This is a genomic window from Amycolatopsis sp. CA-211722 (assembly GCF_056828465.1).
In genome coordinates this window covers 4,665,096-4,686,073 of sequence record NZ_CP184752.1, presented here as the reverse complement: position 1 = coordinate 4,686,073, position 20,978 = coordinate 4,665,096, and the positions used below count along the sequence as shown (strand labels likewise).

19 protein-coding genes are annotated in these 20,978 nt (G+C 70.0%); 2 read left to right on the top strand and 17 right to left on the bottom strand.

Annotated features, from left to right (window positions below):
* Positions 1-63: 63 nt before the first annotated feature.
* Positions 64-861: a hypothetical protein gene (locus ACOCEP_RS22650; RefSeq protein WP_482330997.1), complete on the top strand. Its 798-nt coding sequence runs from the start codon at positions 64-66 to the stop codon at positions 859-861.
* Between the two features lie 96 nt (positions 862-957).
* Here ACOCEP_RS22650 and ACOCEP_RS22645 read toward each other — a convergent pair whose 3' ends face one another.
* Positions 958-1,791 (bottom strand): NAD(P)H-binding protein, encoded by an 834-nt coding sequence (locus ACOCEP_RS22645; protein ID WP_482330996.1) that lies wholly within the window; start codon positions 1,789-1,791, stop codon positions 958-960.
* Between the two features lie 95 nt (positions 1,792-1,886).
* On the opposite strand from ACOCEP_RS22645, the gene ACOCEP_RS22640 reads away from it, so the two are divergent.
* Complete coding sequence (locus ACOCEP_RS22640) at positions 1,887-2,636, top strand: TetR/AcrR family transcriptional regulator (RefSeq protein WP_482330995.1); 750 nt, start codon at positions 1,887-1,889, stop codon at positions 2,634-2,636.
* Between the two features lie 71 nt (positions 2,637-2,707).
* On the opposite strand, the gene ACOCEP_RS22635 is transcribed toward ACOCEP_RS22640, so the two are convergent.
* From ACOCEP_RS22635 to ACOCEP_RS22560, 16 genes are all read right to left on the bottom strand, one after another.
* Positions 2,708-3,544 carry a cell division protein FtsQ/DivIB gene (locus ACOCEP_RS22635; RefSeq protein WP_482330994.1) on the bottom strand — a complete coding sequence of 279 codons (837 nt, stop codon included), beginning with the start codon at positions 3,542-3,544 and terminating at the stop codon, positions 2,708-2,710.
* A 25-nt stretch (positions 3,545-3,569) separates the two neighbouring features.
* Complete coding sequence (gene murC, locus ACOCEP_RS22630; RefSeq protein WP_482330993.1) at positions 3,570-4,979, bottom strand: UDP-N-acetylmuramate--L-alanine ligase; 1,410 nt, start codon at positions 4,977-4,979, stop codon at positions 3,570-3,572.
* Positions 4,972-6,099 (bottom strand): undecaprenyldiphospho-muramoylpentapeptide beta-N-acetylglucosaminyltransferase, encoded by a 1,128-nt coding sequence (murG, locus tag ACOCEP_RS22625; RefSeq protein WP_482330992.1) that lies wholly within the window; start codon positions 6,097-6,099, stop codon positions 4,972-4,974. The genes murC and murG overlap by 8 nt, the downstream gene beginning before the upstream one ends.
* Positions 6,096-7,574, bottom strand: a complete 1,479-nt coding sequence (gene ftsW, locus ACOCEP_RS22620; RefSeq protein WP_482330991.1) for a putative lipid II flippase FtsW — start codon at positions 7,572-7,574, stop codon at positions 6,096-6,098. Before ftsW ends, murG begins: the two co-directional genes overlap by 4 nt.
* Positions 7,561-8,964, bottom strand: a complete 1,404-nt coding sequence (gene murD / locus ACOCEP_RS22615) for a UDP-N-acetylmuramoyl-L-alanine--D-glutamate ligase (protein ID WP_482330990.1) — start codon at positions 8,962-8,964, stop codon at positions 7,561-7,563. Before murD ends, ftsW begins: the two co-directional genes overlap by 14 nt.
* A gap of 3 nt (positions 8,965-8,967) precedes the next feature.
* On the bottom strand, positions 8,968-10,053 hold the full coding sequence (gene mraY, locus ACOCEP_RS22610; protein ID WP_016332673.1) for a phospho-N-acetylmuramoyl-pentapeptide-transferase: 1,086 nt from the start codon (positions 10,051-10,053) through the stop codon (positions 8,968-8,970).
* The gene (locus ACOCEP_RS22605) at positions 10,050-11,582 is read right to left on the bottom strand and encodes a UDP-N-acetylmuramoyl-tripeptide--D-alanyl-D-alanine ligase (RefSeq protein WP_482330989.1); all 1,533 of its coding nucleotides are present in this window, start codon (positions 11,580-11,582) and stop codon (positions 10,050-10,052) included. Before ACOCEP_RS22605 ends, mraY begins: the two co-directional genes overlap by 4 nt.
* On the bottom strand, positions 11,579-13,084 hold the full coding sequence (locus ACOCEP_RS22600; protein ID WP_482339793.1) for a UDP-N-acetylmuramoyl-L-alanyl-D-glutamate--2,6-diaminopimelate ligase: 1,506 nt from the start codon (positions 13,082-13,084) through the stop codon (positions 11,579-11,581). Before ACOCEP_RS22600 ends, ACOCEP_RS22605 begins: the two co-directional genes overlap by 4 nt.
* A 571-nt stretch (positions 13,085-13,655) precedes the next feature.
* Complete coding sequence (locus ACOCEP_RS22595; protein ID WP_482330988.1) at positions 13,656-15,584, bottom strand: peptidoglycan D,D-transpeptidase FtsI family protein; 1,929 nt, start codon at positions 15,582-15,584, stop codon at positions 13,656-13,658.
* Positions 15,584-16,294, bottom strand: a complete 711-nt coding sequence (ftsL, locus tag ACOCEP_RS22590; protein ID WP_482330986.1) for a cell division protein FtsL — start codon at positions 16,292-16,294, stop codon at positions 15,584-15,586. The genes ACOCEP_RS22595 and ftsL overlap by 1 nt, the downstream gene beginning before the upstream one ends.
* Positions 16,291-17,250 (bottom strand): 16S rRNA (cytosine(1402)-N(4))-methyltransferase RsmH, encoded by a 960-nt coding sequence (gene rsmH / locus ACOCEP_RS22585; RefSeq protein WP_034312074.1) that lies wholly within the window; start codon positions 17,248-17,250, stop codon positions 16,291-16,293. The genes ftsL and rsmH overlap by 4 nt, the downstream gene beginning before the upstream one ends.
* A gap of 204 nt (positions 17,251-17,454) precedes the next feature.
* Positions 17,455-17,886, bottom strand: a complete 432-nt coding sequence (gene mraZ / locus ACOCEP_RS22580; protein WP_005156436.1) for a division/cell wall cluster transcriptional repressor MraZ — start codon at positions 17,884-17,886, stop codon at positions 17,455-17,457.
* Between the two features lie 572 nt (positions 17,887-18,458).
* The gene (locus ACOCEP_RS22575) at positions 18,459-18,983 is read right to left on the bottom strand and encodes a hypothetical protein (protein ID WP_482330985.1); all 525 of its coding nucleotides are present in this window, start codon (positions 18,981-18,983) and stop codon (positions 18,459-18,461) included.
* A 46-nt stretch (positions 18,984-19,029) separates the two neighbouring features.
* Complete coding sequence (locus ACOCEP_RS22570) at positions 19,030-20,088, bottom strand: WXG100 family type VII secretion target (RefSeq protein WP_482330984.1); 1,059 nt, start codon at positions 20,086-20,088, stop codon at positions 19,030-19,032.
* The gene (locus ACOCEP_RS22565) at positions 20,085-20,408 is read right to left on the bottom strand and encodes a type VII secretion target (protein WP_126734973.1); all 324 of its coding nucleotides are present in this window, start codon (positions 20,406-20,408) and stop codon (positions 20,085-20,087) included. The genes ACOCEP_RS22570 and ACOCEP_RS22565 overlap by 4 nt, the downstream gene beginning before the upstream one ends.
* Positions 20,405-20,932: a YbaB/EbfC family nucleoid-associated protein gene (locus ACOCEP_RS22560; protein ID WP_465484620.1), complete on the bottom strand. Its 528-nt coding sequence runs from the start codon at positions 20,930-20,932 to the stop codon at positions 20,405-20,407. The genes ACOCEP_RS22565 and ACOCEP_RS22560 overlap by 4 nt, the downstream gene beginning before the upstream one ends.
* Positions 20,933-20,978: the final 46 nt, after the last annotated feature.

Below are 20,978 nucleotides of genomic sequence, written 5' to 3'. Positions count from 1 at the left end.
GGTGGTCGTTGACGGCGTGAACGGCAGGTCGGACAGCTTCACCCCGCGTTCCGCCGCGCCGCGATGAGCTTCTTCGCGGACGGTCCGCGCAACCGCCCCCTGTTCCCGGTGCCGGAACAGGAACTCTTCGGCTACAACGGCCGCCCCTGGGTGGAGACTCCGCACGAGTACATCGTCCCGGCGATCCTGCCCTGGTCCATGCCGCTGGGACGCGCCGAGCGGACCATCGTCGCGCTGCGCGGTATCGAGGTGTGGCCGGAGTCCGTGTCGTTCCAGCTGTCGGTGTACTCGCGTGATCTGCTGCTGGACGAACCCGGCGAGGGCCTGATCGACCATCGCCGCGTCCCGGACTACAACGCGCTGCTGGTCGGGGTGCTCTTCCCCGATGGCAGGCGCGCCAGTTCGGAGACCATCTCCGTGCCGTCGGCCACCAAACCGGATCAGCCGGTACTGCGCGCGCAGGGACTGGGCGGTTCGGCGTTCCACGTCGACCACGAGATCTTCCTGTGGCCGCTGCCGCCCGACGGGCCGCTGGAACTCGTCGTCCAGTGGCTCGACCGCGACATCGAGGAGACGCGCACCGCGCTCGACGGCACCGCGATCCGCGACGCCGCCAAGGAGGCCGGCGAGATCTGGCCCGGCCTGCCCGCGCGGGAGGCGCACGGGCTGCCGGTCCGCCGGGTCGGGGCGCAGGCGATGATCACCCCGGCCTGGCCTCGCGAATCGCAGGCCCCGCCGCCCCTGCCTCAGCCGTCGCCCCAGCCGTCCCTGCCCCAGCCGCAGCGATCGTCCCCGCCGCCCACTTCGGACCAGCCGCGGGGCGCTCCCCTGCCGACCCGCCTCCCCCGCCGGGCCCGCTGAGGGCCGGCAACTCGTATCTCGTGTGATTGAAGGCGTAACTCGCGAGTTACGCCTTCAATCACGTGAGTTACGGCTTCAATCACGCGAGTTACGAGTTCAGCGGAAGGCGTCGACGTTCGCCACCGCCCACTCCGCGTAGGTGACCCCGGGCCGTCCGGTGAGCTCCTGGACGACGCCGGTCGGCTTGTCGGGGTTTTCGGTGAAGTACGCGAAGCCGTCGAGGAGCCATTCGGCGATCTCCGCCGGGATCCCGGCGGCGGCCCACTGCTTGTTCGCCTCCTCCCGGGTCAGCTCCTGGAAGGTGACCTCTTCGCCGAGCGCGGCCGAGATGGCGGCGACCTGTTCGCGCTGGCTGACCGCCGTCGGCCCGCTCAGCGTGTGCTTCTTGCCGACGTGCCCCTCGGTCAGGATGACGTGCGCCGCGACGGCGGCGATGTCCGCGAGGTCGATCGGCGTCATCCGCGATTCCGGGTAGGCCTCGCGGACCACACGCTCGGCCTTGATCGTCTCGGCCCAGCCGAGGGTGTTGTTCATGAACGCCCCCGGCCGCAGGAACGTCCAGTCGAACTCCGCCTCCCGGACGGCCTTCTCGATGATCGCGTAGTCGACGCCGCTCGAGTTGTCCGCCGGGTCGTCGGCGTTACTGCCGGACAGCGCCACCACACGGCGCACTCCGGCCTCCTTCGCCAGCTTCACGAAGTCGTCCACCTTGGCCGCGAGCGGTGCCAGGTACACGGTCTCGATGCCTTCGAGGGCTTCTGGCAACGTCTCCGGTTTGCCCAGGTAGCCCTTGGCGACCTCCACCTGCTCGGGCAGCGCCGCCTTCGCCGGGTTGACGGTCAGCGCCCGCACCGGCGCCCCGGCCTCCACCAGTTCGTCGACGAGCAGCCTGCCGACGCTTCCGGTCGCACCGGTCACCAGGATCGTCACGATTCCCCACTCCTTTTCGTACGCCCTACGGGATACGCTTAACCGTACAGCATACGAGAATGTAGAATCCAGCTTCACGGCCGAGTGGAGTGTGGATGGACTTCGAGCGCAGCCTCGAACTGTTGTGGCGTGACCGCGGCGAAGCCCGGCAGCCGACCAGGGGGCGGAAGCCGAAACTGACGCTCGACCAGGTGATCGCCACCGCCGTCGCGCTGGCCGACAGCGCGGGCGAGGCGACGGTGTCGATGAGCCAGATCGCCAAGAAGCTCGGCGCCGGCACGATGACGCTCTACACCTACGTCCCCGGCAAGACGGAACTGCTCGACCTCATGGTCGACTCGGTACTCGCCGAACGGAACCTCCCCGGCCCCGGCGATCCGCGGCCGGACGGCTGGCGCGAACAGGTGCGGCTCTACGCCGACCGCACGCTGGCCGTGTTCCGGGCGCATCCGTGGCTGCGCTCGACGTCGATGGTGCGGCCGGTGCTCGGGCCCGGGCTGATGGCGGGCCAGGAGTACGTGATCGCGGCGGTGTCGGACATCGGGCTGGCGCCGCGCGAGGCGGCCGCGGCCGCGAACAGCATCGAGATCTACGTGCAGGCCAACGCGACGCTGTTCGCCGAGACCGCCCAGGTCGAACAGGAGACCGGGCAGTCGACCGACGCCTGGTGGGGGCAGCGGTCGGTGTTCTGGGAGAAGTACTTCGACGTCCAACGCCATCCGGCGATGACCCGGATCTGGGAAAGCGGCGGCTACGACGCGGACACCTGTGAGGCCGCCGACGAGACCTTCGCGTTCGGCCTGGAACGGCTGCTGGACGGCATCGAAGCCCTCGTCACCCGCTGAGCGCCCCGCGTTTCGTCCTCTAGTTGCGGTAGTTGGCGATACGAACTACCGCAACTAGAGGACGAAACGCGTCAGGAGACGGTCGGCAGATCGGGGGCCGAGACGTCGAAGACCTTGCCCTCGCGGGTGAGCAGCGCGGCCAGGACCTTCGCCTTGCGTTCGGTGTCGGCCGAGGTCCCCCATCGCACGGTCTTCCCGTCGGCCAGCGCGAATTCGACACTTCCGGGGGTCTTCGCCGTCGCGGTGGTGACCTGCGTGAGCAACTGCTGCGGGATCACGCCGAGGACGCCGGTCACCGCGCGGGTCACCGGGTCGTCGGCCGAAACCGACGGCAGCTTCAGCTCGGGCAGCCCGGCGGGCCGCTCCTTGACGGTCTTGAACACCACTCCCCCGCCGTCGACGAGGTGCACGCCGTCGCCGCCGGGCCCGCTGTCGAAGAACGCGATCGCGTTCCGTTCGGTCACGGTGATCTCGAGGGTGCTCGGCCACGACCGGGAGACGTCGACGGTGGCGATGCCGGGCATCTGCGCCACCTTGTCCCGGATCTCGTCGGTGTCCAGGCGCAGCATCGGCTTCTGGTCCGGCACCGCCGCCGCGGCGCGGATCTGGTCCGCGGGCACGGAGCTCGCGCCGACGACGTCCACCTGCCGCACGCCCAGCATCGAGCTGAACCACAGCAGGTAGACGAGCGCGACGGCGGTCAGCAGGGAAAGCAGCGCGACCCAGCGCCGCCGCATCTCCTTGTGCCGGGCTGGCCGGGCGGTGCGGCGGCGGTCGTCCACCGACCGCCTGCCGCGCCGCTGCTTCAGCCGTTGAGTCCGTTCGGCCCGCGGGGTCCGCTTGACCCGTTCGGAGCGCGGACGCCGACCGGGTTCGGCCGGGCGGCGGCGTTCCCCGGTCTGTGTCATGGCTGGCCGCCGGGCGTTGTCATGGCTAACCCGCCCGCCGGTCCAGTTCGGCCAGGATCTCCGGGCCGAGCTGCGTGACGTCGCCGGCGCCCATGGTCACCAGCAGGTCGCCGGGTTCGACCAGATCCGCCGCCAGCTTGGCCGCGACGTCGAACGCGGGCTGATAGTGCACGGGGACACCGGAGATCTGGTCGGCGATCAGCGCGCCGCTGACCCCGGGCTCCGGTTTTTCGCGCGCCCCGAAGACGTCCAGCACGACGACCTCGTCGGCCAGCGACAGCGCGGCCGCGAACTCCTTCGAGAACGTCTTCGTGCGCGAGTACAGATGCGGCTGGAACACCACGAGGACCCGCCCCGAGCCCGCGGCGGTCCGCACCGCGCGCAGCTGCGCGTCGACCTCGGTCGGGTGGTGCGCGTAGTCGTCGTACACCCGGACGTCGCCCGAACGGCCCTTGAACTCGAACCGCCGCCGGACGCCGCCGAACGCGGCGAGCCCTTCGGCCAGTCCTTCGACCGGCGCGCCGAGCTCGATCCCCGCCAGCAGCGCGGCGATCGCGTTCAGCGCCATGTGCTCACCCGGCACCGCGACCCGCAGGACGATTTCCTCGCCCAGCAACGAGATCCGGACGACGCCGCCGTCCGGCGCGGGCGCGAAGTCCAGGATCTTGGCGTCGTCGGCGCCGGTGACCGAGCGCCCGTAGCGACGGACATGGATGCCCTGCTCCGCGGCCCGCGCGCCCAGCTCCGCGGCGCCCTCGTCGTCACCGCAGACGATCAGCAGCCCGCCCGGCACGATCCGGCCGAGGAAGTCGCCGAACACCGAGACGTACGCCTCGGCCGTGCCGTGGTGGTCCAGGTGGTCCGGCTCGACGTTGGTCACGACGGCGACCGACGGCGAGTACGCCAGGAACGACCCGTCGCTCTCGTCGGCCTCGGCGACGAAGATCCCGCCCTCGCCGTGGTGCGCGTTGGCGCCCGACTCGTTGAGGTCGCCGCCGATGGCGAACGACGGGTCGAGACGGCACTGCTGCAGCGCGACGGTCAGCATCGACGTCGTCGACGTCTTGCCGTGCGTCCCGGCGATGCAGGCGACGCGATGCCCCTCCATCAGCCCGGCCAGCGCCTGCGCGCGGTGCAGCACGGTGATCCCGCGTTCCCGCGCGGCCACCAGCTCCGGGTTGTCGTCCTTGATCGCGGTCGACACGATCACCGAGGACGGGCCTTCGGGGAACGCGTCGAGGTTCTCGGCGCGCTGGCCGACGGCGATCTCGGCACCCTGGGCTCGCAGCGAAAGGAACGCGCGCGACTCCTTGGCGTCGGAACCGGACACCTGGGCGCCGCGGGCCAGCAGGATACGGGCGATGCCGCTCATCCCGGCGCCGCCGATGCCGATCAGGTGGGCACGCGTGAGCGTGTCGGGGAGTTGGTCAGGCACCTGCGGCCTCCAGCACGATCTTGGCAAGGGTCTCGTCGGCCTCGCGGTGACCGAGGCCGACCGCGGCCGCGCTCATCTTCGCGACCCGGTCGGCGTCGGACACCAGCGGGATCACCAGCTCCGCGACCTTGGCGGGGGTGAGGTCGGCGTCGTCGACCATCAGCCCGGCACCCGCGTCGACCGCGGGCCGGGCGTTGACCGCCTGTTCGCCGTTGCCGTAGGGCAGCGGGACGAACACCGCGGGCAGGCCGACCGCGGACACCTCGGCGACGGTCATCGCGCCGGAGCGGCACAGCACCGCGTCGGCGGCGGCGTACGCGAGGTCCATGCGTTCCAGGTACGGCACCGGGACGTACGCGGGCCGTCCGGGGAATTCCTGGACGACCAGCGTGTTCTTCGGTCCGTGGGCGTGCAGGACGCCGACACCGGCGTCCGCGAACTCCTTGGCCGCGCCGGAGACGGCGCCGTTGATCGACACCGCGCCCTGCGAACCGCCGAAGACCAGCAACGTCGGGGCGTCGGGGTCGAGCCCGAAGTGCTCGCGGGCTTCGGCGCGCAGCGCGGCCCTGTCGAGCGAAGTGATGGAGCGGCGCAGCGGGATGCCGATGACCTCGGCCTTCGCCAGCGGCGTCCCCGGGACCGCGACGGCGACGCGGACGGCGAACCGAGCGCCGACCTTGTTCGCCAGGCCCGGCTTCTCGTTGGCCTCGTGCACCACGATCGGCGTGCGGCCGCGTGCGGCGAGATACGCCGGAAGCGCGACATAGCCGCCGAAGCCGACGACGACGTCCGCGCCGACCCGGTCCAGGACCTCACGGGTGCGCTTGACCGAGTCGCGGACCTTCAGCGGCATCTTGAGCAGCTCGGGCGTCGGTTTGCGCGGCATCGGCACCGGCGGGATCAGCTCCAGCGGATAGCCCCGCGCCGGGACGAGCTTGTTCTCCAGTCCGCGCTGGGTCCCCAGCGCGACCACCTTCGCGTCGGGACGCAGGCGCATCACCGCGTCGGCGAGGGCGAGGGCCGGTTCGATGTGCCCGGCGGTCCCACCGCCGGCGACCACGACCACCGGCGCTTTGCCGGCGACCTCACCTGAAGCGCCACCTCTGACGGGGTTGTTCACCTATGACCTCTCCGGTTTGCGGTACCCCGTTTCGCGGTACCGCGGTTCGCCGCCGTTCGCGCGGCCGTCCTCCTGCCGGGTTCCCGTACCGATCGGCGCCGCTCCTGTGCGGGCGAAGGCCTCGCCGTCCTCGGCGCCGGCCTCGCCGCCTTGGCGGCGCCTCCCCTGGCCGCGGTGCCCTTGCGCTTGGCGGGCGGGCGGTACGGCTCGGGCGCGGGAAGCCTCAGCAGGCGTCCGAATTTACCCGGCCCCTGCGAACGCAGTGCGGCCACCGCCTCCGGTTCGTGCCGAGCGGCGTTGGCGAGGATCCCCATGATGAGCATGGTGATCACCAGTGACGTCCCGCCGTAGGAGATCAACGGCAGCGTGACCCCGGTGACCGGCAGCAGGCCGACCACGTAGCCGATGTTGATACCGGCCTGCGCGACCAGGAAGACGGTCAGCGTGCCGGACACGATGCGGATCCACGGGTCGAGATTGCGGGTGGCGATCCGCAGGCCGACGACGGCGACCCCGGCGAACAGCCCGAGCACCACCGCGCAGCCGATGAAGCCGAGTTCCTCGCCGATCAGGGCGAAGATGAAGTCGTTCTGCACGTTGGGCAGGTAGCCCCAGTTGGACTGGCCCTGGCCGAGGCCCTTGCCGAACAGCCCGCCGTCGGCGAGCGCGAGTTTCGCCTGGTTGGCCTGGAAGCCGTCGGCGCTGGTGTCCGGGTCGCCCGACACGAACGACATGACCCGCGCCAGCCGGTACGGGGCGATGATCGCCAGCACCAGGACCCCGACGAGACCACCCGCGAGGATGACGCCGAACAGCCGTTTCGGCGCGCCCGCGAACCACAGCAGGGCCATCAGCACCACCGCGAGGGTGATCGTGCCGCCGAGGTCGGGCTGCATCATGACCAGCGCGAACATCAGCAGCGCGATCGGCACGACCGGGACGAGCAGATGACGCCACTGGTTGATGATGTTGTACTTGATCACCAGGATGTGCGCGCCCCAGAAGGCCAGCGCGACCTTGGCCGCCTCGACCGGCTGGAAGGCGAATCCGCCGAGCCGGAACCAGCCCTGCGAGCCGTTGATCTCGGAGCCGAGCGGGGTCAGCACCAGCACGAGCAGCCCGAGGCACACCACCGTCGCCGTCGCCGACAACCGCCGGACGCGTTCCAGCGGGACCCGCAGCCCGACCCAGAACACCACCGCGCCGATCGCGACGAACATGAGGTGCTTGCTGAACTGGGCGTACACGCCGGTGCCGGTCTTGGGGTTGTACGAAGCGACCGACGAGGCGGACAGCACCATCACGATGCCGATCACGGTCAGCACGCCGGTGAGCGCCAGGACCAGGTGGAACGAAGCGAGCGGCCGCGAAAGCCAGGCCGTCAGCGCGGTGCGGAAGGCGACGAACGGGCTTTCCTTGCGCTCACGCCGCTTGCGTGGCGCCGTCTCGCGCTTTCTTTCCTCAACCGCCGTCACTGGTCTCCCCCGCACCGTCGCGCAGGACACGGACCGCGCTCGCGAACGCGTCGCCGCGTGCGCCATAGCTCGAGTACATGTCCAACGACGCCGCGGCGGGGGCCAGCAGCACCACATCTCCAGGGCGCGCCAGGGCGCGGGCCGCCTTCACCGCCGCAGTCATGGTGTCATCGTCACCCGAAGGGAGGCTGTTCACCGGGACATCCGGCGCGTGTCGCGCGACAGCGGCGGCGATCACGGGTGAATCGACGCCGAACAGCACGACTCCGCGCAGCCTTCCGGCGATCGAGCCGACGAGTTCGTCCACGGAAGCGCCCTTGAGCTGGCCACCGGCGATCCAGACGACGTTCAGATGCGCGCGCAGCGAACCGCTCGCCGCGTGCGGGTTGGTCGCCTTGGAATCGTTGATGTAGCGGACGCCGTCGATCTCGCCGATCTCCTCGGCCCGGTGCGGGGCGGGCCGGTATTCGCGCAGGCCCTTCGCGACGTCCTCGCCGGTGACGCCGTACGCCCGGGCCAGCGCCGCCGCGGCGAGCGCGTTGGAGACGTTGTGCGGGCCGGCGGGGCGCACGTCGGCCAGCGTGCCGAGCTCGTCGGCGCTGGTCGCCGGGTCGGCCACGAAGGCGCGGTCGACCAGCAGGTCTTCCACGATCCCGAGCTCGCCGGGGCGCGGGGTGTCCATACCGAAGGCGACACGGCGCGCGTCGGCGGGCGCGTGTTCGTCGGCGAGGCGGATGGACCACTCCTCGTGGAGGTTGTGCACCACGTTCCGGGAGTGGGTGTGGACCCGCCCCTTCGCCGCCGCGTACTCCTCCATCGAGCCGTGCCAGTCGAGGTGGTCCTCGGCCAGGTTCAGCACCACCGAGGCGAGCGGCGCCAGCGTCGACGACCAGTGCAGCTGGAAGCTCGACAGCTCCACGGCCAGCACCTCGTGCCCGGCCCGCACCGCGTCGAGTACCGCGAAACCGACGTTCCCGCAGGCCACGGCGTCGACTCCGGCGGTACGCAGGATCGACTCCAGCATCCCGACCGTGGTGGTCTTGCCGTTGGTGCCGGTGATCGCGAGCCACACCGGCGGCTTGTCGCGCAGCTGTCCGACGCGCCACGCCAGCTCGACGTCGCCGATCACCTCGACACCGGCTTCGGCCGCCGCCACCAGCAACGGCGACGTCGGCTTCCAGCCGGGGCTGGTGACGACCAGCTCGACACCTTCGGGCGGTTCGGTCAGGCCCGGCACCAGGTCGGCGCCGAGCCCTTCGAGCTCCGCCAGCCGTTCGGCGTTGCCGTCGGTGACGGTGATCCGCGCGCCCAGGTCCGCCAGGACGGGGACGATCGACTTGCCGGTGACCCCGGCTCCGGCGACGAGGACGTGACGCCCGGCCAGCTCCACCGCTTAACCCCCGAGACCGAGCTGTTCGCTGTAGAACAGGCCGAGACCGAACATGCAGCAGATGGCCGAAAGCAGCCAGAACCGGATGATGACGGTGGTTTCGGCCCAGCCCGCGAGCTCGAAGTGGTGATGGAACGGCGCCATCCGGAACAGGCGCCGCCTGGTCGTGCGGAACACGGCGATCTGTGCGACCACCGAGATCATCTCGACCATGAACAGACCGCCGATGACGATGGCGAGCAGTTCGGTGCGGGTGGTCATCGACAGGCCGGCGACGAGGCCGCCGAGGGCCAGCGAACCGGTGTCACCCATGAAGATCTTCGCCGGTGCCGCGTTCCACCACAGGAAGCCGACACAGGCGCCGGTGGCCGCGGCGGCCACCACCGCCAGGTCCAGCGGGTCACGAACGTCGTAGCAGGCGGCCTGCGGGGTGACCGCGCACGAGAGGCGGGTCTGCCAGAAGGCGATGACGACGTAGGTCGCCAGCACCATCGCCGCGGTGCCGCCGGCGAGACCGTCGAGGCCGTCGGTGAAGTTCACCGCGTTCGACCAGCCCGAGATGACGATGTAGCAGAAGATCACGAAGAACACCGACGGGAAGGTGATCAGCGCGAGGTCCCGCACGTAGGACAGGCTTTCCGACGCCGGGGTGAGCCCGCGTTCGTCGGCGAACTGCAGCGCCAGGATCGCGAAGGCGATCGTGACCACGAGCTGGCCGACCAGTTTCGCGGTCTTGTTCAGCCCGAGGTTGCGCTGCTTGCGGATCTTGATGAAGTCGTCGAGGAACCCGACCAGCCCGAGGCCGACGGCCAGCAGGAGGACCAGCAGCCCCGAGGCGGACGGGCCGCCGGTGCCGTTGCCGCCACTGAGCGCGCTGATCAGATGCGCCACGAAATACCCGACGACCATCGCGACGATGATCGCGACACCACCCATCGTCGGGGTACCGCGTTTGGATTTGTGTCCCTGCGGTCCTTCCTCCCGGATCTCCTGGCCGAAGCCCTGCCGGGAGAACACCCGGATCAGATAGGGAGTGAGGAGGATGGAGACCAGCAGGCCCGCCGCGGCCGCGATCAGGATGCTGATCACGCGTCACCACCGTTCGAGCGTTCGTGAGAGGGGGAAGGGGCTACTTCAGGGGATTCAGCGTCGGTCACGGGAGCGGCGAGCACGGCGTCGGCGACTCGCCACAGAGCGGCGGCCTTGGACGCCTTCACCAGCACCACGTCTCCCGCGCGGAGCTGATCATGCAGCAGGGCGATGGCGGCGTCGACGTCGGGTACCAGTACCGACTCCTCGCCCCAGGAACCCTCGTGCTGGGCGCCCTGATGGGCGGCCGCGGCGGCCTGGCCGATGACCACGAGCTTGTCGATGTTGAGCCGGACGACGAGCCTGCCGATGCCGTCGTGCGCCTCGACCGAGTTCTCGCCGAGGTCGCCCATCACGCCGAGCACGGCCCAGGAGCGGCGGTTCGCGCTCATCGACGCGAGCGCCTTGAGCGCGGCCCGCATCGATTCGGGGCTGGCGTTGAAGGAGTCGTTGAGGACCGTGACGCCGTCGGCGCGGGTGGTGACCTCCATGCGGCGTTCGGAGCGCCGCTCCAGGCTCGACAGGCGGGCGGCGACCTCCTCGACCGTCGAGCCCATCTCCAGGGCCACGGCGGCCGCGCTGAGCGCGTTCCCGACGTGGTGCTCGCCGTAGAGCGGCAGCTTGACCCGTGCCTCACCGTTCGGAGTGACCAGGCGGAACGACGCGCGCGCTTCGCCGTCGAGGGTGATGTCGACGGCGCGGACGTGCGCGGACTCGCTCTCGCCGACGAACACCACGCGGGCCTTCGTCCGGCTCGCCATGGCCGCGACGTACGGGTCGTCGAGGTTCAGGACCGCGACACCGCCGTCCTCGGCGCTCGGCAGCGCCTCCACGAGCTCGCCCTTGCCCTTGGCGATGCCCTCGCGCGAGCCGAACTCGCCGACGTGCGCGGTGCCGACGTTGAGCACGACCCCGATCCGCGGCGGCGCGATGGCCGCCAGCTCGGCGATGTGGCCGGGCCCGCGGGCGGAGAGCTCCAGCACGAGCTGCCGCGTCGAGTCGTCGGCCCGCAGCGCCGTCCAGGGGTGGCCCAGCTCGTTGTTGAACGAGCCCGGCGGCGCCACCGTCGGGCCGAGCGGCTCCAGCAGCTGGGCGATGATGTCCTTGGTGGAGGTCTTGCCCGCCGAACCGGTGACCCCGACGACGGTCAGGTGGTCTCCCGCGAGCTTCCGGATCACGTGCCGGGCGAGCTTGGCCAGCGCGGCCAGCACCGCGGCGCCCGCCCCGTCCTTGTCCGAGACCAGCGCGAACGCCCGCTCGTGCCCCTCGCCGGCCGCCAGCGGCGGCACGATCACGGCCGGGGCGTCGACCTCGCGGGCCGCGAGCACCGCGACGGCGCCCGACTCGACCGCCCGCGCGGCGAAGTCGTGGCCGTCGACCTTCGCGCCGGGCAGCGCGATGAACAGACCTCCGGGGGTGACCTCACGGGTGTCGAATTCGACGCTTCCGGTGACCTCGGCGGTCCCGTCGGTCCGATGCAGCCGCCCGCCGACGATGGCGGCGATCTCGGCCAGGCTGAGCACGATCACTCTGTCTCCAGACGTCTGCGGATGGCGGAGGCCAGCTCTTCGCGGTCGGAGAACGGGTGCACGACACCCTGGATCTCCTGGCCGGTCTCGTGGCCCTTGCCCGCGATGAGCACGATGTCGCCGGGCTGAGCCAGCTCGACCGCGTGGACGATGGCTTCCCGGCGGTCGGCGATCTCGAGGATCTCGCCGCCCAGGGCCGGGCCGGCGTTGCGGGCCCCGGCCAGCATCGCCGCCCGGATCGCGGCCGGATCCTCCGACCGCGGGTTGTCGTCGGTCACGATCAGCACCTCGCTGCGCCGGACCGCCGCCTCGCCCATCACCGGGCGTTTGGCGGTGTCGCGGTCCCCGCCGCAGCCGAGGACGGTGATGATCCGGCCCTCGGTGCGGGCACGCAGCGCGTCGAGCCCCTGCGCGACCGCGGCGGGCTTGTGCGCGTAGTCGACGACGGCGGTGAACGGCTGGCCGAGGTAGACCCGCTCCATCCGGCCCGGCACCTCGACCGAGGCGAGCCCGGCGACGATGGCGTCGAGCGGGACACCGGCGGTGTTCAGGATCGCGGCCGCGAGCACGGCGTTGGCCACGTTGAACTCACCCGGCAGCGGGATCTTGGCCGCGGCGGTGAGGCCTTCGGGACCGTGGAGGGTGAAGGTCTGCTCCCCCGCCGGGGTGGGGTTGAGGTCGGTGGCGCGCCACAGCGCGTCCGTCCCCGGCTCGGTGGACACGGTCACCGTGTGCGGGGTGAGGAGGGCGTGGCCCCACGCGCTGTCGACGACGACCACCTCGGCGGTGGACCGGCCGTCGAACAGCAGGGACTTGGCGGCGAAGTACTCCTCCATGTCCTTGTGGAAGTCCAGGTGGTCCTGGGACAGGTTGGTGAAGGCGCCGACCGCGAAGCGCGTGCCGTTGACCCGGCCCAGCGACAGCGCGTGGCTGGAGACCTCCATCGGGACGTGCGTGACGCCGCGCTCCACCATCACCGCGAGCAGGGCCTGCAGATCCGGCGCCTCGGGGGTGGTGAACCCGCTGGCGAGGCGCTCCCCCGCGATCCGGGTCTCGACCGTGCCGATCAGCCCGGTGGTGAGCCCGGCCGCCTTGAGCCCGGCGTCGACCAGGTACGACGTCGTGGTCTTGCCGGACGTCCCGGTGATGCCGAGGACGGACAGCTCCAGCGACGGCTCGCCGTAGATCCAGGCGGCGATCTCGCCGAGGGCGGCTCGCGGGTCCGGGTGAACCAGGATCGGCACGCCGGCGTCGCGGAGCACGGGGCGCTCGGCGCCGGCCTCGTCGGTGAGCACGGCGGCCGCGCCGGCCGCGATGGCCTGGTCGCTGAAGTCCGCGCCGTGGGCACGAGCGCCGGGAAGGGCGGCGAAGAGGTCACCGGGGAGGACGTGCTGGGCGCGGAGCGTGCTGCCCGTGACCGTCAGCTCGGCCGCGGCCGGGTAGTCGTCGCCACCCACCACGAGCCGGGCGCCCGCCCTGGCGAGCAGCGTGCCCAGCGGCATCGGCTCGATCCTGGCCGGACGAGGGGGTGCGGCGACGGCCTTGACCGGGCTGTCCGGGACCTGGGCAGCCGTCGCGCCGGACCCGCTTTCGACGGCGGGACCGCTGCGGGGATCTGAAGTAGGCACCGACACAGCCAAGGAGGTTACCGGCGCGGCATTCGGGTGACTGAAGCGGTGCGGGGTGTGAGCGCGTCGATCATGCTCGTGGTATTGGGTTTCGCGGGCTCTCCTTGGCACGCAAGGGCTTCCGACTGTCGCTTGAGGACTTCGGACGCGCCGGGACCGGTGATTCCGGACGGCGCCCGGCGCGGAGGCCCGTTCACGCACAGCGACGATCACGTTCCGACGCGGTGCCCGATGACGCGAAAGCCACTTTCGCAACGTTCAAGGTTGCGAAAGTGGCTTTCGCAACGCGGGTCCTGAGGCCGCTCAGCCGGCGTTCCCAGAGCCGGAACTCACGTGCCCGGAGCCGGATCTCCTGTGTCTGAAGCCGGATCTCGCGTGTCTCGGGACGGATGATCGAGTTCCGCCTTCAAGCACGCGAGTTCCGGCCCCAAACACGCGTGTTACGTCAGGAAAGCACCAACGGCACCTGGGGCGAAGGACCGTCCGACAGCGGGATCTGGAACCGCTGCGCCAGGTACGCGGCCACCGAGTGGAACAGCGGCGCGGCCGAGAGCCCTTGCTGCAGCGTGGCGTCCGGGGCGTCGAGCCGGATGCCGACCACGAAGCGGGGGTTGTCCGCGGGCAGGATCCCGGCGAAGGTGATGTTGTACAGATGGTCGCTGTAGGTCTTCGTCTTCGGGTCGACCTGCTGGCCGGTGCCCGTCTTGCCCGAGATCTGGTAGCCCTCCAGCGCCGCCTTCGGCCCGGTGCCGCTCTGCTGCCCGCGGCCCTTCTGCGTCACGGCGCGCATCATCTCGCGGACGGTCTTCGCCGCCTGCGGGCTGATGACCTGGACGGTCTTCGGCGCCGGTTCGGGGACGACGGTCCCGTCCGGATTGACCTTCGACTTGACCACCCGTGGTTCCACGCGCAGCCCGTCGTTCGCGATGGCCTGGTACATCCCCGCCATCTGCACCACCGTCATCGAAAGGCCCTGCCCGATCGGCAGGTTCCCGAAGGTCGTGGCCGACCACTGATTGCGCGGCGGCACGACACCCGGGCTCTCGCCGGGAAGGCCGAGACCCGTGCGCTGGCCGAGACCGAACTTCTTCAGCAGATCCGCGTACCGGTCCTCGCCGAGCTTCTGCGCCAGCAGCAGGGTGCCGACGTTCGACGACTTCGCGAAGATGCCGGTGGTGGTGAACTGCTGCGTGCCGTGGTGCCAGGCGTCCTTGACGATCTTGTCGGCGACCTGCAGCGAGCCCGGGACCGGCTGCGACGCCTCCGGCGTGGTGATCCCCGCGTCGATCGCGCCCGCGGCGGTGACGATCTTGTTCACCGAACCGGGTTCGAACGGCGTGGTCACCGCTCGGTTGTTCAGGTTCTCCGTCTCGCTGCGCGAAGCCGGGTCGTTGAGGTTGACGGTCTTGTCGTTGGCCAGCGCGTAGACTTCGCCGGTCTTGGAGTCCAGGATGACCGCCTGGCCGCCCTTGGCCTTCGATTTGACGACGTACTCGCTCAGCTGCCGCTGCAGTTCGTACTGCAGGTCGGTGTCGATCGTGAGCTGCAGATCCGAACCGGGGACGGCGTTCTGGATGTCCCGCTCGGTGCCCGGGATGACGAGGTTGTCGTTGCCGTTCCGGGTGTTGACGATCTTGCGGCCCGGCGTTCCGGCGAGGTCGTTGTCCCGCGAGGCTTCGAGGCCGTACCCGCCGTGCAGGTTGTGCTTGGAGACGTCCTTGTCGTCGGTGCGCCAGTTCGCGTAGCCGACGATGTTCGCGCCGACCGAGTCACCGGGGTATTCCCGCTTCGAGCGCTTCTCGACGCTGATCCACGGGTATTCCTTGACGATCGCCTCGGCGACCGAAGGTTCGATGTCGTGGACCAGGTAGGTGAACCCGTCCGGCTTGTGGAACTTGTCCAGCAGTTCCTTCTCGGTGATCACGCCGGGCAGCTTGGCCGCGATGAGCTTCGCCGCGCCCGCCACCTCGGTCTCGAAGTTCTTGCCCTTGGTGGGGTTCTTCGCGGCGAAGTCGTCCATCGTCTTGTGGAGCCAGTTCAGGCTCACCGCGAGTGTCCGCACCTCGACGCTGAACGCGATCTTCGTACCGTTGCGGTCCAGGATGGAGCCGCGCTGCGCGGGACTTTCGATCACCGACGTCCGCTGCCGCTCCGCCGCCTCGGAGAGCGCGCCGGCCTCGAACCACTGCACCTGCACCAGTTTGAGACCGGCGAGCACCATCACGACGATCAGCAGGATCCGGACGCCGGTGAACCGGCTCCGGTTTCCCCCGTTGCCCCGGCGGGCGGTGGCACGGCGGGTCCCGGCGGCGTAGGTCCGCCGCGCGCTCCCCACCGACCGGGCCCTGGCCTGCGCCGGGCGGCCGGGTGACATCACTGACCTCCCTGCGCCGGGGCCGCGTTCTCCTGCGGTACCGCGGGCTGGTCGCCCTCGTACGGCGTGCCCTGCTGCGTTCCCTCGGCGGGCGGCGGCGCCGTCGACTCGGCCGGGGCGGCGGGCGCCTCGGCTTCGGCCTTCTTCGGCTCACCGACCACAGTGGACTTTCCATCCGGGCCGACCACGATATGCGCGGGGTCGCCGCCGGGCACCATGCCCAGTTCCCTGGCCTTGGGCGCCAGCGAAGCGGGCGACTCGGCCTTCGCGACCTCGCGCTGCAGCCGCTCCTTCGCTTCGGCGAGCCCGGCGTTGGTCGTGCGGAGCTGTTCGAGCCGGTACGAATCGGCGATGGCCTGCGTGGTCAGCCACAGCGTGCACGCCACGCCGACGGCCAGCATGCCCATCATCATCAGCACGAACGACGCGCGCGAACGCGGCCAGCGCAGCGTGAGCTTCTTCTTCGGCTCGTCCTTGCCCGCGCCGCCTTCCGCGTCGGGCCGGTTGCGCTGCTGGTCTCGCTGCAACAGGTCCGCGCGCTGCGCGCGGCGGGCGTAGGCGCGTTCCGCCGCCGAAGTGCGGCCGCGGGAGGCGCGAGTGGACTTCGTGGTCTCGGTGGTTTCGGGCGCCTGCTCGACCGTGCTGGTCGCGCGGGAACGCCTTCCGGGCGCCGGTGTCCGGCGGCCGCGGGACTTCGCGGGAGCGGTCATCGTGCTCGGTCTCCGATCCGTTCGGCGGCGCGCAGCCGCACGGAGGCGGCCCGCGTGTTCAGTTCGGTTTCCGCCTCGCCGGCCTTCTCGGCCCCTCTGGTGAGCAGTTTCAGTTCCGGGCCGTGGCCCGGAAGTTCCACCGGAAGCCCTTCCGGCGTCCGGGATTTCGCCAGTTCCGCGAAGGCCTGTTTGACCAGCCTGTCTTCGAGGGACTGATAGGACTCCACGACGATGCGGCCGCCGACGGCGAGCGAGGACAACGCCCGCGGCATCGCCCGCCGCAGCACCTCCAGCTCGCCGTTGACCTCGATCCGCAACGCCTGGAAGGTGCGCTTCGCCGGATGCCCGCCGGTGCGCCTGCTCGCCGCGGGGACCGCGTCGTACAGCAGTTCCACCAGGCGTCCGCTGCGCGTGAAGGGTTCCTTCTCCCGTTCCGCCACAACGGCTTTGACGATCCGCTGGGCGAACCGTTCCTCGCCGTAGTCGCGCAGGATCCGGATCAGCTCGCCGGGGGCGTAGGTGTTGAGCACGTCGGCCGCGGTGAACCCGGTGGTCGGGTCCATGCGCATGTCGAGCGGGGAATCCTTGGAATAGGCGAAACCGCGCTCGGCCCGGTCGAGCTGCATCGAGGAGACCCCGAGGTCGAAGAGGATCCCGTCCACTCTGGACAGTCCGAGTCCCTGCAGCGCGGACGGCATCTCGTCGTAGACGGCGTGCACGAAGTCGACCCGGTCACCGTGCCGCGCGAGCCGTTTCGCGGAGAGTTCCAGCGCGTTGGGGTCACGGTCGAGGGCGACCAGGCGCAGCAGGGGGAACGCGGTGAGCAGCGCGTCGGAATGACCGCCGAGCCCGACGGTCGCGTCGACCAGCACGGCCTCGCGGTCGGAGAAGACCGGCGCGAACAGCTCGACGATGCGATCCAGCAGCACCGGTACGTGCTCGTGTTCGTCTGCCATGTCTTCCCCCCTTTCCTGTAGTGCCGGGGAAGATGCCGGATGCCGTCAGGTCCCTGTCCGCCCGCCTGCTGACCTGGTACCGGGGAAGGTGTACCAGGGCCACTGAGCGGACAGAGGCCTCACGGCATCCGTGTGGACGGCTTCCGATGTGTCCGAAGCGTGAACCCGCGCCCCCCGACGGCGTGGGTGCTTCCTCGGTCACGTCTAGAAGACGCCCGGCAGAACTTCCTCTCGAGCCTTCGCGTAGCTGTCCTCGTGTTCGTCCAGGTAGCCCTGCCACGCTTGGGCGTCCCAGATCTCCAGCCTGGTGATCGCCCCGATCACCACGCACTCCTTGTTCAGCCCGGCATAGCGTCGGAGCTCGGACGCGATCGCGATACGTCCTTGCCCGTCCGGGCGTTGCTCGTCCGTCCCGGCGAAGAGATAACGCTGGTAGGCCCGGACCGCCTCGTTCGTGAACGGGGCGTCGGCGACCTTCCTGGCCATCTGCTCGAACTCGGCCCGGGGAAAGACGAAGAGACAGTGGTCCTGTCCCTTGGTGACCATCAGCCCACCGGCGAGCGCGTCGCGGAACTTCGCGGGCAGCGTGAGCCGCCCTTTGTCGTCCAGTTTCGGGGTGTGGGTGCCGAGGAACACCGGCTCCACCTCCCTACCGATCTTGGCTGCGAACAACCAAGCCCGGCCACGGGGCTCCCTTCTGCCCCACTGCGCACCACCGTACCCCACTTTTCACCACAGTCAACGCGGCAAAAGCCGCGACCACTCCGTCGTGTCAGACGTTTTCGCTGGTCAGCCAGGTGGGGCCAGGTGGGGGCTCGGTGGGGGACGGTGGCCAAGATCCCCCTGGGCGGGTATCGAAGCAACCTCATCCATGCCTGACACGTCCGGATATCGGCCGCCGGAACCCTGCTGTGGGGCGAAGTGGGGGTGAAAGTGGGGAATCCGGTGGGGCGCGGCGGGGACGGCCGAGGACACAGTGGAGGGTGAGGTCGGGTCATCCCATGACCCGGGTCGACAAAGGACTCCCGTTCTCGTGAGTGGCTAGGACGGTTCTAACCGTCCTAGCCACTCACGAGGCTCACCATCGGCGATGTCACGTGATCGACCGGACGACACGCGCGGCCGGGGGTGCGTCGAGAGCCGTCCGCCTGATCACGCGCGTCGTCCATCCGATCACGCGCGTCGTCCGCGCACCGGCAGAACGTACGTCAGCGGCGGCCACGCTTGCGGCGGCGTCCGTTCATCCCCGACGTGGCCCGACGGCGGACACCGCGCCAATCCTTGGGTTTCTCCTTCGGTTCGGGCAGGAGCCGGCCGAGACGGCCACCTACCCAGAACCCCGCGGCCCAGCCGGGGATCACGCTGACGAAGACGAGAAGGATCCACCAGCCGTCGGCCACCGGCCACATCGGCCGGTCGACCGGGACCACGGAAGCCCCGCCTCGCGAGCTGTTCTTCTTCCGGTACTTGTACTCCTCCACCGGCACGCTGCCCGAAAGCGCCGAAACGGAGGTGATCACCGTGGCGGAGACCTGTTCTCCACCCTCGGGAACGTCGTGCCACCGGACTTCCGCCTCGCACGAGTACGTCATCCACAGGTGGATCGCGTTCCGCTCGCATTGCTCGACCTGAGCGGTACCGGCCCGGGTAAGCGTGCCCCACGGCTCGAACCCGGCCACCCACTGCAGGGAGAACATCAGCCACAAGGTGAGGAGCACGCCGACGGCGCCCATCACGCCTGGAGGCCACCACCGAGTCCGGCGGCTAGCCGTCGAGCGATCAGCCATCGTCGTCGAGCGAGCCGCTGATCCGGCCGCTGTTGGGCGGCGTGACCCGGCCGCGTTCAGAAGAGCCGCCGCTGTACTGGTTGTAGTCCGCGGCAGCCGCCTTTCCCGCCTCCTTGGCGGCCTTGAGTCCGGTGTTGTCGGCGATCTTGCCCAAGGTCGTGTTCTCCATGCGGTCTTTCGCGCCACGAAGGTACTTGAGGTTGTCGCCTTGGAGGCCGTCCAGCGTCTTGTCGCTCGCCTTGATCGCCTTGTTCGCCTCCCGCCCCAGTTCGGATGACTTCCGTCCCAGCGCCCGCGCCGCCTCGCGAGCACGCTCACTCGATCCTTCGAACCGCTTCACGAACTTCTGGATCGCGCTGAGCAGTTTGCCGAGCTTCTTCTGGATCTTCGCCATCACCTTCACGGCATCGGCGAAGATGCTCGCGGTGAAAGCCGCCACCGAGCCGCCCAAGGTGAACCACGACGACGCGAGCGCGAGAAGCGCACGAGTGATCACATCGCTGATGAAAGTCGCGATGATGTCGAAGATCAGTGCCCGCGCGGTGGCCACCACCATGCCGCCGGTGGTGATCCATTGCGCCGAGTCCTTCGCTTCGGCCGCGACGTCACGCAAAGACTGCGTGTATTGCAGCGCGACCCTTCGGTAGGCGATGGCCGCGTCGCCATCCCAGCCGGACGTCGTGGACAGTGCCCCTTCGTAGTCCCCTGCCACGGCTTCGAGTTCGGCGGCGATGTTGTTCCAGGTCTGCGCCGCCTGCTGGACCAGATCGGGATCACCGGTCAGGATCTCCAGCGGTTCGCGGATGAAGTCGAGATTCTCCATCAGCCAGCCGACGCCGGCCTTCACCAGCTCACCGAGTGGGTTCAGGACCATCGACAGGACGTCCAGTCCGAAGGAGACGCCGTCCATCGCGACCGCGAACGCGTCGAGGTCTTCGCCCTTCGTCCCTTTGTAGATGTCCCCGACGACACTCGAGCCACTGTCGAAAATGCCTCCACCTTTGAAGGGCTCGGACTTGACCTCCTTCTTCGCGATCAGGTCTTCGCTCACAGCTTCTTCCCCAGGTCCCGGCTGAGCTGCGCCGCGTCGTCGTCGATCTTCGTGTAGTCCGTGGCGGCCTTGTGCAGCGCTTCCGACAACGCGCTCCCGAGGTTCGCCGCGCTGGTCATCAGCTCGTCCGCGTCGCCTTGGGCCAGCTGCAGGACGCCGCCGACGGGCACCGCGCACAACAGGCCATAGCCCTGGAAGCCGCCCATCCCGACCTGGTTCGCCGCCGAGGCCGCGCCGCGGATGCGGTCCGCGAGGTCGGAGACCTGGTCCGCGTGCGCCTTGAGCCGTTCCGGCGAGACGCCGTATCCTGGCCCGCTCACGAGCGGCCGGTCCAGTCGACGTGCTGGAAGTCTTCACCGTCGTCGTCATCCGAAACGGGACGAGACGGCCGTGGCTTCGCGGGAGGAGCGGGAGGTGGCTCGGACGGCACACCGAAGCGCGCGGAGTCGTCCGGTTCCGGCGCGGGCTGCTGCTCCTCGCGCGGCGGCAGGGTGCTCTTGATGAAGTCGACCGCGTCGGAGTCTTCGCCGGTCAGGCCGGCCATGATCTCCAGGGTCCGGTCCGCGGCCCTGGTGGTCGCCTTGCGGTAGGTGCTCATGATCAGCGAGGCGAGCTGAGCGGGCGGCCGTTCCTGCGCTTGCGGGGACAGTGAGAGCGAGGTGAGGCCACCACCGGGGTTGACGGTCACGGTGACCAGCCGATCCGGGCTGCTCAGGGTGACGACGTTGTTCTCCAGATCGGCTTTCGCCTGTTCCGCCTTGGCGAGTAGGGCGGCGCTGCGCCGCTCCTGGTCGCGCATCCACTCCTGCGGATCGCGTACGTGGCCACCGAATGGCACGGTCATTCCGAACCCCCTGTTCCCGAAGGCCCCCTCAGGCTTTCGACTCGTC

Bases quoted from the DNA above. Each gene is read 5' to 3' on its own strand.
- ACOCEP_RS22650 (WP_482330997.1), top strand. From the start codon at position 64: ATGAGCTTCTTCGCGGACGGTCCGCGCAACCGCCCCCTGTTCCCGGTG.
- ACOCEP_RS22640 (WP_482330995.1), top strand. From the start codon at position 1,887: ATGGACTTCGAGCGCAGCCTCGAACTGTTGTGGCGTGACCGCGGCGAA.
- ACOCEP_RS22635 (WP_482330994.1), bottom strand. From the start codon at position 3,544: ATGACACAGACCGGGGAACGCCGCCGCCCGGCCGAACCCGGTCGGCGT.
- ACOCEP_RS22600 (WP_482339793.1), bottom strand. From the start codon at position 13,084: ATGCCGCTGGGCACGCTGCTCGCCAGGGCGGGCGCCCGGCTCGTGGTG.
- ACOCEP_RS22595 (WP_482330988.1), bottom strand. From the start codon at position 15,584: ATGTCACCCGGCCGCCCGGCGCAGGCCAGGGCCCGGTCGGTGGGGAGC.
- ftsL (WP_482330986.1), bottom strand. From the start codon at position 16,294: ATGACCGCTCCCGCGAAGTCCCGCGGCCGCCGGACACCGGCGCCCGGA.
- rsmH (WP_034312074.1), bottom strand. From the start codon at position 17,250: ATGGCAGACGAACACGAGCACGTACCGGTGCTGCTGGATCGCATCGTC.
- ACOCEP_RS22575 (WP_482330985.1), bottom strand. From the start codon at position 18,983: ATGGGCGCCGTCGGCGTGCTCCTCACCTTGTGGCTGATGTTCTCCCTG.
- ACOCEP_RS22560 (WP_465484620.1), bottom strand. From the start codon at position 20,932: ATGACCGTGCCATTCGGTGGCCACGTACGCGATCCGCAGGAGTGGATG.